This window comes from Aestuariicoccus sp. MJ-SS9 (genome assembly GCF_032586235.1).
Taxonomy (GTDB): Bacteria; Pseudomonadota; Alphaproteobacteria; order Rhodobacterales; family Rhodobacteraceae; genus Aestuariicoccus.
Window position 1 is genome coordinate 1 of record NZ_JAWHTD010000063.1, and the last position, 16,184, is coordinate 16,184.

13 protein-coding genes and 1 tRNA gene are annotated in these 16,184 nt (G+C 67.7%); 4 read left to right on the top strand and 10 right to left on the bottom strand.

What is annotated here, in order from left to right; all coding sequences use genetic code 11:
• Nucleotides 1-39: 39 nt before the first annotated feature.
• From RXV88_RS21695 to RXV88_RS21705, 3 genes are all read left to right on the top strand, one after another.
• A tRNA-Gly gene (locus RXV88_RS21695) sits at nucleotides 40-113 on the top strand.
• Nucleotides 114-348: 235 nt separating this feature from the next.
• Complete coding sequence (locus RXV88_RS21700) at nucleotides 349-2,148, top strand: ABC transporter transmembrane domain-containing protein (RefSeq protein WP_316295677.1); 1,800 nt, start codon at nucleotides 349-351, stop codon at nucleotides 2,146-2,148.
• A gap of 222 nt (nucleotides 2,149-2,370) precedes the next feature.
• A complete protein-coding gene (locus tag RXV88_RS21705; RefSeq protein ID WP_316295679.1) occupies nucleotides 2,371-4,251 on the top strand; it encodes an acyl-CoA synthetase in 1,881 nt (626 codons plus the stop codon).
• 104 nt (nucleotides 4,252-4,355) lie between these two features.
• On the opposite strand, the gene RXV88_RS21710 is transcribed toward RXV88_RS21705, so the two are convergent.
• The 10 genes from RXV88_RS21710 to RXV88_RS21755 all read right to left on the bottom strand — a co-directional run bounded on the left by RXV88_RS21710 (nucleotide 4,356) and on the right by RXV88_RS21755 (nucleotide 15,036).
• A complete protein-coding gene (locus RXV88_RS21710; RefSeq protein ID WP_316295682.1) occupies nucleotides 4,356-5,774 on the bottom strand; it encodes an amidase in 1,419 nt (472 codons plus the stop codon).
• On the bottom strand, nucleotides 5,767-6,999 hold the full coding sequence (locus RXV88_RS21715; protein ID WP_316295684.1) for a mandelate racemase/muconate lactonizing enzyme family protein: 1,233 nt from the start codon (nucleotides 6,997-6,999) through the stop codon (nucleotides 5,767-5,769). The genes RXV88_RS21710 and RXV88_RS21715 overlap by 8 nt, the downstream gene beginning before the upstream one ends.
• Before the next feature lie 103 nt (nucleotides 7,000-7,102).
• Nucleotides 7,103-8,188: a Zn-dependent alcohol dehydrogenase gene (locus tag RXV88_RS21720; RefSeq protein ID WP_316295687.1), complete on the bottom strand. Its 1,086-nt coding sequence runs from the start codon at nucleotides 8,186-8,188 to the stop codon at nucleotides 7,103-7,105.
• Nucleotides 8,189-8,267: 79 nt separating this feature from the next.
• The gene (locus RXV88_RS21725) at nucleotides 8,268-9,473 is read right to left on the bottom strand and encodes a TCR/Tet family MFS transporter (protein ID WP_316295689.1); all 1,206 of its coding nucleotides are present in this window, start codon (nucleotides 9,471-9,473) and stop codon (nucleotides 8,268-8,270) included.
• A gap of 83 nt (nucleotides 9,474-9,556) precedes the next feature.
• On the bottom strand, nucleotides 9,557-10,885 hold the full coding sequence (locus RXV88_RS21730; protein WP_316295691.1) for a lyase family protein: 1,329 nt from the start codon (nucleotides 10,883-10,885) through the stop codon (nucleotides 9,557-9,559).
• Nucleotides 10,882-11,598 carry an alpha/beta fold hydrolase gene (locus RXV88_RS21735; protein ID WP_316295692.1) on the bottom strand — a complete coding sequence of 239 codons (717 nt, stop codon included), beginning with the start codon at nucleotides 11,596-11,598 and terminating at the stop codon, nucleotides 10,882-10,884. The genes RXV88_RS21730 and RXV88_RS21735 overlap by 4 nt, the downstream gene beginning before the upstream one ends.
• 30 nt (nucleotides 11,599-11,628) lie before the next feature.
• Nucleotides 11,629-12,417, bottom strand: a complete 789-nt coding sequence (gene pcaD / locus RXV88_RS21740) for a 3-oxoadipate enol-lactonase (RefSeq protein ID WP_316295693.1) — start codon at nucleotides 12,415-12,417, stop codon at nucleotides 11,629-11,631.
• 137 nt (nucleotides 12,418-12,554) lie between these two features.
• Entirely contained in the window at nucleotides 12,555-13,535 is a 981-nt protein-coding gene (locus tag RXV88_RS21745) for a threonine/serine dehydratase (RefSeq protein WP_316295694.1), read from the bottom strand.
• Nucleotides 13,532-14,356 (bottom strand): alpha/beta hydrolase, encoded by an 825-nt coding sequence (locus RXV88_RS21750; RefSeq protein ID WP_316295695.1) that lies wholly within the window; start codon nucleotides 14,354-14,356, stop codon nucleotides 13,532-13,534. The genes RXV88_RS21745 and RXV88_RS21750 overlap by 4 nt, the downstream gene beginning before the upstream one ends.
• Entirely contained in the window at nucleotides 14,356-15,036 is a 681-nt protein-coding gene (locus RXV88_RS21755; RefSeq protein ID WP_316295697.1) for a haloacid dehalogenase type II, read from the bottom strand. Before RXV88_RS21755 ends, RXV88_RS21750 begins: the two co-directional genes overlap by 1 nt.
• A gap of 210 nt (nucleotides 15,037-15,246) precedes the next feature.
• Here RXV88_RS21755 and RXV88_RS21760 point away from each other — a divergent pair, with 210 nt between their 5' ends.
• A complete protein-coding gene (locus RXV88_RS21760; protein WP_316295699.1) occupies nucleotides 15,247-15,675 on the top strand; it encodes a peptidylprolyl isomerase in 429 nt (142 codons plus the stop codon).
• Nucleotides 15,676-16,184 lie beyond the last annotated feature (509 nt).

The following is a 16,184-nucleotide window of genomic DNA, read 5'->3' on the forward strand; positions in this document are numbered from 1 at the left end:
TGACCTCTGAAGGCGTCTGTCATAGGCCTAACGCGCTGAGCGGGCGTTGTGTAGTGGTAAGACCTCAGCCTTCCAAGCTGATGACGCGGGTTCGATTCCCGCCGCCCGCTCCAAAAACTATTTTCCGACACTTCACCTGCAAATGCTTTGGCGTGGTTTGTGTATGTCATTGTGAATTTGATATAAATTGGGTTTGTCGCAACTGACTTCCAAGCTGATGACGCGGGTTCGATTCCCGCCGCCCGCTCCACGCTCTTTCCCAAATCCGTCCCTTGCCTGTGGCAATGCACCGCTTGACCACCGGGTCGCAGTGTCAGAAACATCTGCCAAAGACTGAAGGGAGGGGCCATGGCCCGGAACGAAACCCCGGCCACGTCCGAGGGAGAGCGCGAGAAATCCAGGAAACTGGGCTCGTTGGGGCGGCTTTGGCCGTTTCTTCTGCCCTATCGCGGCCTGCTGATGCTGGCGATACTGGCGTTGGTCAGCACGGCCTGCGTGTCGCTGATCCTGCCGATGGCGGTGCGGCGCGTGGTCGACAATTTCAGGGTCGAGGACGGCACGCTGCTCGATCTCTACTTCACCGCGGCGTTGGGGATCGCGGCGCTGCTGGCCGTGGGCACCGCGCTGCGCTATGCGCTGGTCACGCGGCTGGGCGAACGGGTGGTCGCGGACATCCGGATGGCGGTCTTCGACCGGGTGATCGGGCTCAGCCCGTCGTTTTATGAAAAGATCATGACCGGCGAGGTGCTGAGCCGCATCACCACCGACACCACGCTGATCCTGTCGGTGATCGGATCGTCCATTTCCATCGCCTTGCGCAACGTCCTGCTGTTCGTGGGCGGGCTGATCCTGATGCTCTTCACCAGCGCCAAGCTGACCGGGCTGGTGCTCTTGATCGTGCCAGCGGTGGTGGTTCCGATCCTGACGCTGGGGCGCCGGCTGCGGGTGCTGAGCCGCGAGAACCAGGACTGGATCGCGGCCTCGTCGGGCAATGCGTCCGAGGCGCTTTTGAGCGTTCAGACGGTGCAGGCTTTCACGCACGAGGCGATCTCGAAGGCGGGCTTCGCGGAGGTGACCGAGAAAAGCTTTGACGCCGCGCGCCGGCGCATCTGGACCCGGGCGCTGATGACGGCCATCGTCATCTTCCTAGTGTTCACCGGGGTTGTCGGCGTGCTTTGGATCGGGGCCTGGGACGTGCGCGCGGGCGACATGAGCGCGGGCGCGCTCATTCAGTTCGTGATCTACGCGGTGATGGTGGCGGGCGCGGTGGCCGCGCTGTCGGAGGTATTCGGCGAGCTGCAGCGCGCGGCGGGCGCGACCGAGCGTCTGGTCGAACTGCTGGAGGCCACCGACAGCGTGCAGGACCCGGCCGCGCCCAAGCCGGTGCCGACCCCGGTGCGCGGCGAGATCCGGTTCGAGGACGTCTCTTTCGCCTATCCCGCGCGCCCGGGCGTGCAGGCGCTCGATCACGTCACGCTGGACATCAAGCCCGGCGAGACGGTGGCGTTGGTCGGTCCTTCGGGGGCGGGCAAGACCACCATCGTGCAGTTGATCCAGCGGTTCTACGACCCCGACGCGGGCGCGGTGCGGCTGGACGGTGTGGCGCTGACAGACATGACGCGCGACGCGTTCCGCCGCCATATCGCGCTGGTGCCGCAGGACCCGGTGATCTTCGCCGCCTCGGCGCGCGAGAACATCCGCTTCGGCCGCCCCGACGCCACCGATGCTGAGATCGAGGAGGCCGCGAAGGCCGCCGCCGCGCATGATTTCGTCGCCGCATTGCCCGACGGTTACGACAGCTGGCTGGGCGAACGCGGCGTGATGCTGTCTGGCGGGCAGAAACAGCGCATCGCCATTGCGCGCGCGATCCTGCGGGATGCGCCGGTGCTGCTGCTGGACGAGGCGACGAGCGCGTTGGATGCGGAAAGCGAACGCGCGGTGCAGGCTGCGGTCGACCGGCTGAGCGAGGGGCGCACCACGATCATCGTGGCGCACCGCCTGGCGACGGTCAAAAAGGCGGACCGGATCGTGGTGATGGACGAAGGCCGCGTGGTGGCCACGGGCGCGCATGACGCGCTGGTCGCCGAGGGCGGGCTTTACGCGCGTCTGGCGCGGCTGCAGTTCACCGACGGCATCGCCGCCGAATAGCCCTGATCCAAATGCGCACGCCATGCGTGCACAGCCCCGATTGCGTTCAGGCCACGCAGGCCCTGGGGGGAGGCCCCCCAGCCCCCCTCGGGACGTTGCGTCATAGTATCCGTGCCGCAGCGTTTCCGGCCCTTGCGCGCGCGGCAATTCCTTTCCAGACTGCGCGGTAAGGGACACAATGCGCGCCGGCCATGCACCGGCGCTTTTTTGGGAGGAATTGTCATGGCCTTTGCCGGGATGGCCGATCGCAATGCGATCGAAGGAGAGATGCCCTGGGCGGACCGCGACGTGCCGGCCACGATCTATGGTCAGTTGCTGAAGACCGCAGGGGCCTTTCCGGACCGCAACGCGGTCAGCTATCAGCTGCTGTCGGGGCCGGACGACAAGGCCGAAACGCTTACCTGGTCCGGGCTCAAGAACCAGGTCACCCAGGCGGCAAACATGTTCCGCGCGATGGGGATCGGCGAGACCGACGTGATCGCCTATGTCCTGCCCAATTGCAACGAGACCATCGCGACCCTGCTGGGCGGGATGGTGGCCGGGATCGTCAACCCGATCAACCCGCTGCTCGAGCCCGAACAGATCGCCGCCATCCTGCGCGAGACCGATGCCAAGGTCGTCGTCACGCTCAAGGCCTTCCCCAAGACCGACGTGGCGCAGAAGATGTCCGAGGCGGTGCGCAACGCGCCCAATGTGCATACGGTGCTCGAGGTCGATCTGAACCGCTATCTGACCCCGCCGAAGTCGTGGATCGTGCCGTTGATCCGGCCCAAGAACCCCGACAACCACCATGCCGACGTCAAGGATTTCAACAAGGAACTGGCCAAGCACCCCAAGACGCTGACCTTCGAGGACAGCACCGCCGACCGGGTTGCCGCCTATTTCCACACCGGCGGTACGACGGGCATGCCCAAGGTGGCGCAGCACACCTATTCGGGCATGATCTACAACGGCTGGTTGGGCCACCGGCTGCTGTTTTCCGAGCAGGACAACATCATGTGTCCGCTGCCGCTGTTTCACGTCTTCGCCTGCCACGTGATCCTGATGGCGGCGCTCTGTTCGGGGGCGCATGTGGTGTTCCCGACGCCGCAGGGCTATCGCGGCGAGGGGGTGTTCGACAATTTCTGGAAGCTCTGCGAGCGCTGGAAGATCACCTTCGTCATCACCGTGCCAACAGCGATCAGCGCGATGATGCAGCGCAAGGTGGATGCGGATATCTCGACCGTCAAGACGGCGTTTTCGGGCTCGGCGCCGCTGCCGCTGGAGCTTTTCAAGCGGTTCGAGGACGCCTGCGGCGTGACGATCTGCGAAGGCTACGGGCTGACCGAGGCGACCTGCCTGGTGTCGGTGAACCCGGTGGACGGGGTGAAGAAGGTGGGGTCGATCGGGATCCCGTTTCCCTATACCGATGTGCGCATCGTCAGGAAGACGAATGGCGATCTGGTGGAATGCGCGGTGGACGAGGTCGGCGAAATCTGCGTGGCCAACCCGGGCGTCTATGCCGGGCACACCTATACCGAGGAAGACAAGAACAAGGACCTCTATTATCGCGGCACCCATCTGCGCACCGGCGATCTGGGGCGGGTGGATGCGGACGGTTATCTCTGGATCACCGGGCGCGCCAAGGATCTGATCATTCGCGGCGGTCACAACATCGACCCCGCCGAGATCGAAGAGGCCTTGTTGCTGCATCCGGCGGTGTCCTTCGCCGGGGCCATCGGCCAGCCCGACGCGCATTCGGGCGAGCTGCCCTGCGCCTTCGTCGAACTGGTCGCGGGTGCAAGTGTGACCGAGCAAGAGCTGCTTGAGCATTGCAAGGTGCATGTGCACGAACGGGCGGCGCAACCCAAGCACATGACGATCCTCGACGAATTGCCCAAGACCGCCGTTGGCAAGGTGTTCAAGCCCGACCTGCGCAAACACGCCATCACCCGGGTCTACAACGCCGCGCTTGAGAAGGCGGAGGTGCCGGCGCGGGTGGTGTCCGTGACCGACGACAAGAAGCGCGGCCTGGTGGCGCAGCTTCAGGCAAACGGCGCGTCCGAGGCCGATGTGCAGGACGTTCTGGGCGCCTATACACGGCCCTGGGAATGGGCGGCGTAACGTATCGTTCCGGATGAGACCCGGTCCCGGACCTGATCCGGGACCTCGTAAAGCATCGCGGTGCAGGTCCCGGGTCAAGCCCGGGACTGCGTTGCGCTGGGCGGTCAGCGGCGGACCGGGTCGATGGGCGTGGAGGGCAGCCCCAGACTTTCCTCGATATGACGGGCGATCTGCAGCAGGCGCGCCTCGCCGCGGGGCGGGCCGATCAGTTGCAGGCCGACCGGCAGGCCCTCGGCAGTGAAGCCGACAGGCAGCGACAGCGCCGGCAGTCCGCAGGTGGTGGCGAGAAAGGCAAAGCGCAGCCAGTCGATGTAATCGCGCATGGGCTGGCCTGCGACCTCGGTGGGGAATTCCTCTTCGACCGGTCCCGGGGGCAGGCCGTTGACGGCGCAGGCCAGCACGTCGAACTTTTGGAAAAACCGCAGCATTTCGGCGTAGAGGCGCGATTGCGCCAGCATGGCCGCGCCGATGTCTTCGGCCGTAAGCGCCTGTCCTTCGCGGATGTTCTGCTGGTAGGCGGGTTTGTAATGGCGGCGAACCTCGTCGGGGGTGGCTTGCGCCTCGGCGGTGAAGAGCAGACCGCGCAGGGTGCGGAAGGTCTGGTCGAGCCCGGTCAGGTCGGGTGTTGCGGCCTCGACGGCCGTGGTGGCGTCGGTCACCTGTCCAAGTGCTGTGGTCAGAACCTGGGCGATTTCCGAAGTGACCGGGGCAAAGCCGCCGAGGTCGGCGGAAAAGCCGATCCGCAGCGGGCCGGGGGCCTGCCGGCAGGCCTGCGCATAGGGCGTTTCGGGCGCGGGCCAGGACAGGGGCCAGACCGGATCGAACCCGGCCATCACATCGAGAAAGAGCGCACAATCGGCCACATTGCGCGCCATCGGCCCCTGCACCGAATAGGGCGCGAAGGCCACCTGGGCCGGGCCGCCCGCCACGCCGGGCGAGGGCCGCAGCCCGACCACGCCGCAGTAGTTCGCCGGGGTGCGCAGCGATCCGGCATGGTCCGAGCCGTGGCTGAGCCAGACCTCGCCCGTGGCCAGCGACACCGCCGCGCCGCCCGACGATCCGCCTGCGTTGCGCGACGTGTCCCAAGGATTGCGGGTTGCGCCGAAGACGGCGTTGAAGGTGTTGCCGCCCGCGCCTTGTTCGGGCGTGTTGGTCTTGCCCATGACGATGCCGCCGCGCGCCTCGATCCGGGTGACCAGCGGCGCGGAGGCCTCGGGCACGTGATCGGCGAGGGCTTTGGTGCCCCAGGTGGTGCGCACGCCCGCGACAGGCGTCAGGTCCTTGATACCCAGCGGCAGGCCCGCCAGCAGGCTGTCGCTTTCTGCCCGCATGGCCGCCGCGCGGGCGCGGTCGGGGCAGGGGGTGACCATGGCGTTGACCGCCGGTTCGACCTGCGCCATGCGGCTTAGCGAGGCCTCGACCAGTTCGGCGGGCGAAACCTCGCCACGGTGCAGCAGCACCACGGCCTCGGTGGCGGTCAGCGCGCAGAGGTCGGGGCCGGTATAGGGCGGGCGCTCAGGCATCGGGCGCGGGCGCGCCGCCCTGAAAGTCGTTCTTGCCGTGGTAATCGCAGGGCGCGTCCTGCATTTCCAGATGCAGCCCGGCACCGGTGTAGGGATGGGCGCGGGCCAGCGCCTCGTCCACCTCTATGCCGAGCCCCGGCGCTTCGGGCGGCAGGATATAGCCGTCCTCGATCCGAATCGCGTTGCGGATCAAGGCATTGTGGAACGGCGTCTCGATGGTTTCGGCGATGAGAAGGTTGGGGATCGAGGCGGCAAGGTGCACGTTCGCCGCCCATTCCAGCGGGCCGGCATAAAGATGCGGGGCCATTTCGGCATTGAAGGCCTCGGCCATGGCGGCGACCTTCTTCATCTCCCAGATGCCGCCAGCGCGGCCCAGGGCGGGCTGGAGGATGCTGGCCCCGCCGGTGCGCAGCAGCGCGGCGAATTCGGCCTTGGTGGTCAGCCGTTCGCCGGTGGCGATGGGGATGCGCACCTGCCGCGCGACCTCGGCGAATTCGAGCAGGTTGTCGGGCGGGATCGGTTCCTCGTACCAGAGCGGGCTGAAGGGCTCGAGCGCCTGTCCGAGCCGGATCGCGCCCGAGGTGGTGAACTGACCATGGGTGCCGAAAAGCAGATCGGCCCGGTCGCCCACCGCCTCGCGGATGGCCTTGCAGAAGGCCACCGACTGGCTGATGTCGGTCATGGCGGGCTGGTGGCCGCCGTGGATCGTGTAGGGGCCCGCGGGGTCGAATTTCACCGCCGTATAGCCGCGCGCCACGCAGTCGAGTGCGGCCTCGGCGGCCTGGTCGGGGTTCGACCAGAAGGTAGTCACCCGGTGCTGCGGCAGCGGGTAGAGGTAGGTATAGGCGCGGATGCGGTCGTTCATCCGGCCGCCCAGAAGCGCCCAGACCGGCCGGTCGCGGGCCTTGCCGAGGATATCCCAGCAGGCGATCTCGAGCCCGGAGAACGCGCCCATGACCGTCAGATCGGGGCGCTGGGTGAAACCCGAGGAATAGGTGCGGCGAAAGAGGCGTTCGATGTTTTCTGGGCTCTCGCCCTCGAAATAGCGCTGGAAGACGTCGGCGATAACGGCGCGCATGGCCTCGGGGCCGACGGAGCTGGCGTAGCATTCGCCCCAGCCGGTGATGCCGCAGGCGGTGGTGAGCTTGACGAGGATCCAGTAGCGTCCGCCCCAGCCGGGGGCCGGGGGTGCGGTGATGACGATATCGAGGTCCTGGAGTTTCATTGCGCGGTGCCCTTGTCGATGGTTTCGGATCGCTTGCGCGATCCGACCGGTTGGGGGGCCCGCCCCCCAAACCCCCCGGGATATTTATGGATCAGTGAAAAGGTCACGTGTCGAAGAGGATGACGTTGCGCCGGGCGCCGCCGGCGCGGGTGTCGGCGATGGCGTCGTTGATCTGGTCGAGCGACCAGCGGCCCGAGACGAGCTCGTCGAGTTTCAGGCGGCCCTGGCGGTAGAGGTCGGCCATCCAGGGGATGTCGCGGCGGATCACCACGTCGCCCATTTTCGAGCCCTGCATGCCCTGGGACATATAGGCCAGGATCACCGGTTCGTATTGCGCCATTGCGCCGGAATGCGGCATGCCGACCATGATCATGCGCCCGCCCCAGCCGAGATAGCGCGGGGCGTCGTCATAGGCGGGGATGGCGCCCACGGTGACGATCACGAGGTCGGCGCCGCGGCCCATGGCCTTTATCGCCGCGCGCCATGGGTCTTTGCGGGTGGCGAGAATGCCGTCGGTGGCGCCGAATTGCCTTGCGATGTCCAGCTTTTCCTCGCTCATGTCTACCGCGACGATCCGGCGCGCCCCGGCGATCCGCGCGCCCTGGATCGCGTTGAGCCCGACGCCGCCCGCGCCGATCACCACTACATCCTCGCCGGCGCGCAGCTTGCCTGCGTTGACCACCGCGCCGATGCCGGTGATCACGCCGCAGGCCATCAGGGCCACGCATTCGGGGGCCATGTCGTCGGGCAGGGGCACAAGTTGGCTCTGGTCCACGACCACCCGTTCGGCGAAGGCGCCGCAGTTCATCGCCTGCACGACGGCGGTGCCGTCGGGGCGGGTCAGCGGCGAGGGGCCGTCGTTGGGCGTCTCGCAGATCGTGGGCCGGCCGGAGGCGCAGTTGAGACAAGCCCCGCAAGCCCGGATCAGCGTGACGCAGACGCGCTGGCCGATCTCGAGCCCGGTGACCCCGTCGCCCAGAGCACTGACGCGGCCCGCGGCCTCGTGGCCGTAGACCGCGGGCAGATCGCCGCCCCAGGCGCCATCGGCGAAGTGGATGTCGGAATGGCAGATCGCCACTGCGTCGAGCGTGACCTCGACCTCGCCGGTGGCAGGGGCGCGCAGGTCGAGCTCTTCGATTTCGAGCGGCTGGTTGTGGGCCGTGCAGACGGCCGCCTTGATGCGGGGCATGTTGGTCTCCGGTGCCTTTTGGGGCAGGGTGCGCAGTCGCGCGTGGCGTTGCAAGCCGGAAAGCGACGGATCGTGCCGCTCAGGGTGCGGGGCGGCGGCGCGCGGGCGCAAGAAAGACCGCCAGGGCCAGCACGATCAGCCCCGCCGACAGCAGGAACGGCGCGCCGGGGAAGTAGGGCGCGGCGCCGGGGGCGGTGAAATGCGCGAAGATCCCCGTCATCAGCAGCGGCGAGACGATCATCGCGACGGCGCCGACGCTGGCCAGCGCGCCCTGCAGCTCGCCCTGGCGGGTGGGGCCGACGGTCTGGCTCATGAGCCCTTGCAGCGCGGGCGTGATCACCGCGCCGAGTGCGGCCATCGGCGTCAGGATCAGCGCCACCGTGCCGGAGGTGACCATGGCGATTGCACCAAAGGCGAAGATGTCGAAGACCAGCCCGTAAACCACCGTGCCGCGCTCGCCCAGCCGGGCCAGGATCAGGCGGATCAGCCCGCCCTGCACGATGGCCATCATGATCCCGAAGAGCGCCAGAGAGATCCCGATCATGCGCGGATCCCAGCCGAACCGCGCCTCTCCGAAGAAGGCCCAGACCGCCGGGTAGACGAAGAACGCCACCTGATAGAGGAAGAACACCGTAAGGCCGCGCCCGATGCCGGGCAGGCGGCTTAATGCGCGGAAGGCGCCCAGGGGGTTGGCGCGGCGCCATTCGAAGGGGCGGCGGATGTCGTCGGTCACGGTCTCGCGCAGCACGAAGAAGCCCAGCACGCAATTGCCCGCGGCCAGTGCGGCGGCGGCCCAGAACGGCGCGCGGGTGCCAAGCTCGCCCAGCAGCCCACCCATCAGCGGGCCGATGACGAAGCCGATGCCGAAGGCCGCGCCCACGAGGCCGAAGTTCTGCGCCTTTTTGCCCGGCTCGGCGATGTCGGCCATATAGGCCGTCGCGGTCGATTGCGTGGCCGCCGTGATCCCCCCGACGATCCGGCCCGCCAGCAGCAGCCAGATCGACCCCGCAACCGCCATCACAGCGTAATCGGCGGCCATCACCGCGAGCGTGACCAGCAGGATGGGCCGCCGCCCGAAGCGGTCGGACAGGTTGCCCATCACCGGGCCGAAGCCGAATTGCATGATCGCGAAGACGGTGCTGAGCAAGCCGCCCCAAAGCGCGGCATTGGCCAGATGGCCGCCGGTGACGTCCTGAATCAGCGCCGGCATGACGGGGATGATCAGCCCGACGCCCATGGCGTCGATCATCACGGTCAGCAGGATAAACAGAACAGGCAGGCGCATTGCGGGACCGGGTTGTCAGGCATCACGCGCCTTGGGTCGGTGTATACCGGCCCGGACCCTGGCTGCAATGACCGACGCCATGTTCAAAGCGCTGCGCGGGCGGCGCGGGCAAAACCCGCAGCCTCGGCCGGGGCCTGGCCCAGCTGACGCGCCGGATCGAAGAGCCCCGGGTCGAGGTCGGGCCAGGCGCTGAGCGCCACGTCGCGCAGCGGCGCGCCGGTCTCGCGCGCCTTTGCGGCAAGCGCCTTGACCGCGGCCTGCGCCTCGGGTCGGGGCATTTGCGCCGCCAGCGCAAAGGATAGCGCTTCGGCCATCATCGCGCCGCCCGAGCGGTCGAGCGTGGAGGCCATGGCGGCGGCGTCGGGTGTCACGCCGCGCGCCAGCGCGCGCCCATGTTCCAGCGCGGCGGCGGTGGCAAGCGCCAGCTGCGGCAGGGTCAGCCATTCTGTGAACCAGGCCGCGCCGTCGCGGGCCTGCCGGTGCAGGACCGCGCCCTTCAGTGTCGCCGCCAGCCCGTTGGCGTGGCGCGCCAGCGCCACCAGCGCCGAGGGCGCGACGGGGTTCTGTTTCTGCGGCATCGTCGACGAGGCCCCGCTGCCCGGCAGCCGCAGCTCGGCGGTTTCCGACGCGGTGGCCAGGATCAGATCCTCGCCCATCTTGCCAAGCGCCAGTGCCGTGCCCGCCATCCAGTCGGTCAGCGCGGCGATGGGGCTGCGGTCGTTGTGCCAGGACCGGCCGGGATCATTTAGGCCCAATGCCTCGGCCAGATCGGCGCGCAGCTGCGCGGCCTCCGGCCCCAGCGCCGAAGACGTCCCCGCCGCGCCCGACAGCGACACCCAGAGCGCCCAGGCGCGCAGACCCTCCAGCTGCTCGAGCGCCTGCAACAGCGGCCAGCCCCAGCCCGCCACCACCGCGCCAAAGCTGGTTGGCGTGGCGAACTGGCCATAGGTGCGCGCGGCCATCGGCAGATCGGCGTGGGCCTCTGCCAGATCGGCGAGTGCGGCCAGCGTATCGCGCAGGGCCGACTCATAGGCCGCCAGCACCTGCCGCATCCGCAGCATCAGCCCGGTGTCGAGGATATCCTGCGACGTGGCCCCCCAATGGATGTATTGCGCATGTTCGGGCGCCTGCATCAGCTCGCGGAAGGCGGCCACCAGCGCGGGGATCGCCACGCCGTTTTGCCCCGTGGCCCCGGCCAGCCCCGCCGGGTCGATCTGCAGCTCGAGACTGGCGCGATGGATCGCGCGGGCGCTGATCTCGGGGATCACCCCGCGCGCGCCCTGCACCTTGGCCAGCGACCCCTCGACGATCATCAGCGCGCGGATCTCGGCGCTGTCGGAAAAAAGCCGGCCCACGTCCCCGGTGGGAAAGAGCTTGTTCAGATACGCGCTGTCGAAAGGTGTGGCGGTCATGCGGCGGCCTCTGTGGCGATGTGGTCGATGAGGTCGGCCAGGCCCTCGGGGTCGGACAGGAACGGCGAATGCGAGGTCGGCATCTCGTGCACCCGTTCGGGCGGAAAATCGGCGGCCATGGTATGCTGAAACTCGGACGGGATCGCGCCGTCCTCGGCGCAGATCACGTAGCTGCGCGGCACGCTTTCCCAGTTTGCGCCCAGCTCGACCGGCGTCGCCTGCGGCAGCACTGCCTGCGGGCAGAGGTGGTCGATGGCAAAGGCCACGTCGGCATCGCTGCAATCGTGGTAGAAGACCTCGCGCGCATGGGCCGGGTCGATGGTGAAGCTCTGCCCGTCTTCGGCCAGCCGCACCGCCTTCATCAGCGGCTGGCGCGGCGCGCGTTTGCGCATGTCCACCAGGCCCATCCCGGGCCAGGGCACATAGGCGCAAAGATAGACCAGATGCGCGATCCTGGACGGGTCCATCTCGGCGGCGCGCGAGATCGGATAGCCGCCCATGGAATGCCCCACCACCATCGTCGGGCCATCGAGCGCGTCGAGGATCGCCTGCGCGTAACGGTCCAGCGTCACATCGGTCAGCGGGGTCGGATCGTCGCCGTGCGACGGCAGGTCGATGGCCCGCGCTTTGTGGCCGCGCGCGGTGAGCTGCGGCAGCAGCTTGCGCCAGCACCAGGCGCCGTGGGCCGATCCGTGCACCAGAAGGATGTTCATGGGCGTCCTCCGTTCGCTGCGGCGGGCGCGTCAGACATGGCCCTGCGCCTCGATGAACTCATTCAGCGCCCGGGCGTAGTCCTCGGGCTTTTCCACGCAAGGCAGATGCCCCGCGCCGCGGATCAGGTGAAAGCGCGAGCCGGGGATCAGATCGACGGTTTCGCGCACCAGATCGGGCGGGGTCGATCCGTCCTCGGACCCTGCGATGCCCAGCGTCGGCAGGCGCAGACCCGAGGTCGGGGTGATGAAATCGGTCCCCGCGATGGCCTCGGAACAGCCGACATAGCCCTCCTGCGGCGTGCGGGTCAGCATGTGCCGCCAGGCGGGGAATTCATCAGTCTGCCGGAAGCCGTCGGAAAACCAGCGGCTCATTGTGGCGTCGGCGATGGCCTCGATCCCGCCCTGGTGCACGGCTGCGATCCGGTCTCCCCAGATTTCGCGGGTGGCGATCTTGGCGCCGGTATTGGACAGCACCATGGCGCGGATCAGGTCGGGGCGCTTGGCGGCGAGCCCCTGCGCGATCATGCCGCCGATCGACAGACCCACAAAGAGCGCATCGCGAAAGCCGAGCTGGTCCATCAGCCGTTCGGTGTCGGTCACCAGCGCGCCCATGGAATAGGGGCCCGGTGGGCAATCCGACAGCCCGTGCCCACGCTTGTCGAAGCGTAAAATCCTCAGACCATCAGGTAGTTGCGGGACGATCTTATCCCAAAGCCTGAAGTCTGTGCCGAGCGAATTCGCGAACACCAGCGGCGCGCCGTCCTCTGGCCCGTCGATCCGGTAATGCAGGCGAAGCCCGCCGAGGTCTGCCATCTGCATCGTTATCCTCCCTTGGTCGTCAGTGCGGTGCCGGGCCGCATGGCCGGGCTGCTTGAAGTGATCTCTTAGGTATGCCTGGTAACGGCATGATAAAAATAAACAAACTCATTTCTCGCTTGGTCGGACTGACAGATGCGTCACACCTCGTCCCCATAGGTCGTCAGCGTTTCGGCATAAAGCCCGGCATCGACGTTCCCGCCCGAGATCGTGACGATCACCGCGTCGCCCTCGATCTCATCGGCGCGAAAGAGTGCTGCGGCCAGCGCAACGGCGCCGCCCGGTTCGGCCACCAGCTTGAGCCGGGCAAAGGCATGGACCATGGCGCGCTGGGCTTCGGCATCGCTGACGACAAGCCCCGCGCCGCAGAGCCGCTTGAGGATCGGGAAGGTCAGTTTGCCGGGCTGCGGCGTGACGATCGCGTCGCAAAGGCTGCCGGAGGCGCGGTTGTTCCTCTCGATCCCGCCGGATCGGAGCGAGCGGGCCACGTCGTCAAACCCCTCGGGCTCGACGGTGCGCACGCGCAAACCCGGCGCGCGCGCCTCGCAGGCCAACGCGATGCCGGAGCTGAAGCCGCCGCCGCCGCAGCAGACCAGAACGTCGGCCTCGGTCACACCTTCTTCGGCCGCCTGTTCGGCGATCTCGAGCCCGGTGGTGCCTTGCCCGGCGATGACCTGGGGCTCGTCGTAAGGCTTGATCAGCGTCAGCCCGCGCTCGGCCGCGAGCGCGGTGCCGATGGCGTCGCGGTCCTCGGTCTCGCGGTCGTAAAGCACCACCTCGGCCCCCAGCGTGCGGGTGTTGTCGATCTTCATGCGCGGTGCGTCGGCGGGCATGATGATAACCGCAGGCACGCCGTGCCGCTGTGCGGCCAGCGCCACGCCCTGCGCGTGGTTTCCTGAGGAATAGGCGATAACCCCTTGTTTGCGCTGATCTTCCGGTAAGGCCGATACGGCGGACCAGCCGCCTCGGAACTTGAAGCTGCCGGTGTGCTGCAGGCATTCGGCCTTGACCAGCACCCGCCGCCCGGCGATGCGGTCGAGAAAGGGCGAGGACAGCATCGGCGTACGCCGCGCCTGCCCGGCGAGCCGGAGGGCGGCAGCCTCGATCATGTCGATGTTCATGTCAGCATCCCCAGCCAGTGTGTCAGCGCGTCCAGCGCCTCGGGTTCGTCGAGAAACGGAATATGGCCACGGTCGGGGACTTCGGACGCGATCATGTCGGGGCGGCGGCGTCTCATCTCGGCGAAGGTGTCGGGCGACAGGAGGTCCGAATTGGCCCCGCGCAGGGCGCAGAGCGGCAGGCCCGCCAGCGCGTCGAAAAGCGGCCAGAGGTCTGGCGCGGGCTGCGCCCCGGCCTCGAGCACCGCGTCGCGCAGCCTGGGGTCGTAGGGGATCTGCAGCCCGTCGGGCGTTTCGCGATAGAGCTTTTCCACCTCGATCCGCCAGCGTTCGGGCGGCACGTTGGCGAAACCGGCCATGGCCCTGGGCCGCGCGGCGGCGGCCTCGTCCCAGGTTTTCCAGACCGGGTTGCGGCCGATGTAGTTCTTGATCACGTCCAGCCCGGCGTCGGCGATCTCGGGGCCGATGTCGTTGAGCGCGACGCCCAGCAGGCGGTCCTTGACCGCGGCGGCGAGCATCATGGCGATCAGCCCGCCGCGCGAGGTGCCCAGCACCGCCGCCTTTTCGATACCGAGATGGTTCAGCAGTTCGACGGCATCGCGGCCCTCGATGGGGATCGTGTAGGTGGCCGGATCGGCCCAGTCCGATTGCCCGCGACCGCGATAGTCGAGCCGGATCAGGCGGATGCCCTCGGGCAGGTGCGGGGCGAGATAGTCGAAATCGTGACCGTCGCGGGTGAGGCCCGACAGGCACAGCAGCGGCAGGCCGTCGCCCTCGTCGGTGTAGTGCAGGCCGGTGGCGTCGGAGGCGGTGAAACGGGGCATCAGCGGGCAAGCTCCGGGATGGTGGTGAGGTCTGTCAGGATGTGATGTGGGCGCGCGGGCAGGCGGTCGACCGGGTCGCCCGCGCGGTTGACCCAGGCGGTGGTGAAGCCGTAACCGGCCGCCCCCGCCGCGTCCCAGCCATTGGACGACACGAAGAGCACCTCTTCCTTCGGCACGCCGAAGCGCGCGCCGACCATGTCGTAGACCCGCGCGCTGGGTTTGAAGATGCCGACGTCGGCGACCGACAGCACACTGTCGAGATATTCGCCGATCCCGGCGCTGTCGACCGCGCCATCGAGCATCTCGGGGCTGCCGTTGGACAGGATCGCGCAGGTTTTTCCGGCGGCCTTGAGCCGGGCCAGCATCATCGGCACTTCGCGGTAGGGGGCCAGTTCCCAGTAGAGCGCCAGCAGCCGCTCGCGCAGTTCCGGATCGTCGAGGCCCGCGCGCTCCATCGCCCAGTCGAGCCCGTCCTTGGTCACCTCCCAGAAGGGGGTGTACTCGCCGGTGATGGCGCGCAGCCAGGTGTATTGCAATTGCTTCTGACGCCAGTCCTCGGCCAGTTTGGGCCAGATCTCGGCCAGGCGTTCCTGGCCGGGTTCGCCCGCGGCCTGCCGCGCGGCGGCGGCGACGTCGAAGAGCGTGCCATAGGCGTCGAAGATACAGGTGGTGATCGGCATGGAAGACCCCTTTGTCTCGTTGCGCGCAGGGTGGCATGGCGCGCGGACGTGCGAAAGGGGCGAATATGCGCGGGCCGGGCGGATAGGTCGCAGACGGGCCGATTTGCATGTGCGGCGCAGTATGTCTATCTTTACGCGCAAGCAAATAGAGCACCCGCAGGCGCTGCGGCCTCTGCAACTCACATCTTTCCCACATGCACTGGAGATTCCATGACGCAGGTCAAGACCGGCGACACCGTTCGCATTCATTACACCGGAACCCTGAACGACGGCAGCACCTTCGATACGAGCGACGGACGCGATCCGTTGGAATTCACCGTCGGCTCGGGCCAGATCATCCCCGGGTTGGACAAGGCCATGCCGGGCATGGCGGTCGGCGAGAAGAAAGTGGTCGAAGTGCCCGCCGACGAAGCCTATGGCCAGCCCAACCCCGAAGCGCGTCAGGCCGTGCCCCGCGGCGAAATTCCCGCTGACATTCCGCTGGACCTCGGCACACAGCTGCAGGTGCAGACGCCCACGGGCCAGGTGATGCCGGTGACCGTGATCGAGGTGACCGAAGAGCAGGTGACGCTGGACGCCAACCACCCTCTGGCGGGCAAGGATCTGACCTTTGCCATCGAACTGGTCGAGATCGCCTGAGCGGGCGTGATCCAGCGGTGTGGCCTTCGGCCACGCCGGTTCGATTGAAAAAACGCGGGCCCTGCGGGGTCCGCGTTTTTTGCTTTTGGCAAGGGGGGCGACCGTTTCGCCGGTCCGTGATTCTGGCGGGCGAGGGAGGGCAGCCCTGTCGCGCTCTTCGTCGGTGACGGCGAGGGGGTCGGAAATCCTTCCGGTGACATCGGAGCACCGGCGCCGCGAAGAGGCGCGCGCGTCATGCAGCGCGAGGCCCCGGAAGGCAGCGGATTCGCGTTCGCGCAGTGCTGGGGATTTGGTGAAAGACCGGACCAAGCGGGCATTTACGAACGCGCATGAAATGGGCTCTTGGCGTGATCTCGCGCAAAAATAACCCCAAAGCTGTGTATCACGGCAGATTTTCTTGCAAAAGTTGTCGATCCGATCTAGGCGGACCTCGGCGTTGTTGCAGAACTCGGGCTTGAGGCGTGATTGCCCCTTTCCCCGCTGAGATCATGCCACGCGGATGATCTCGG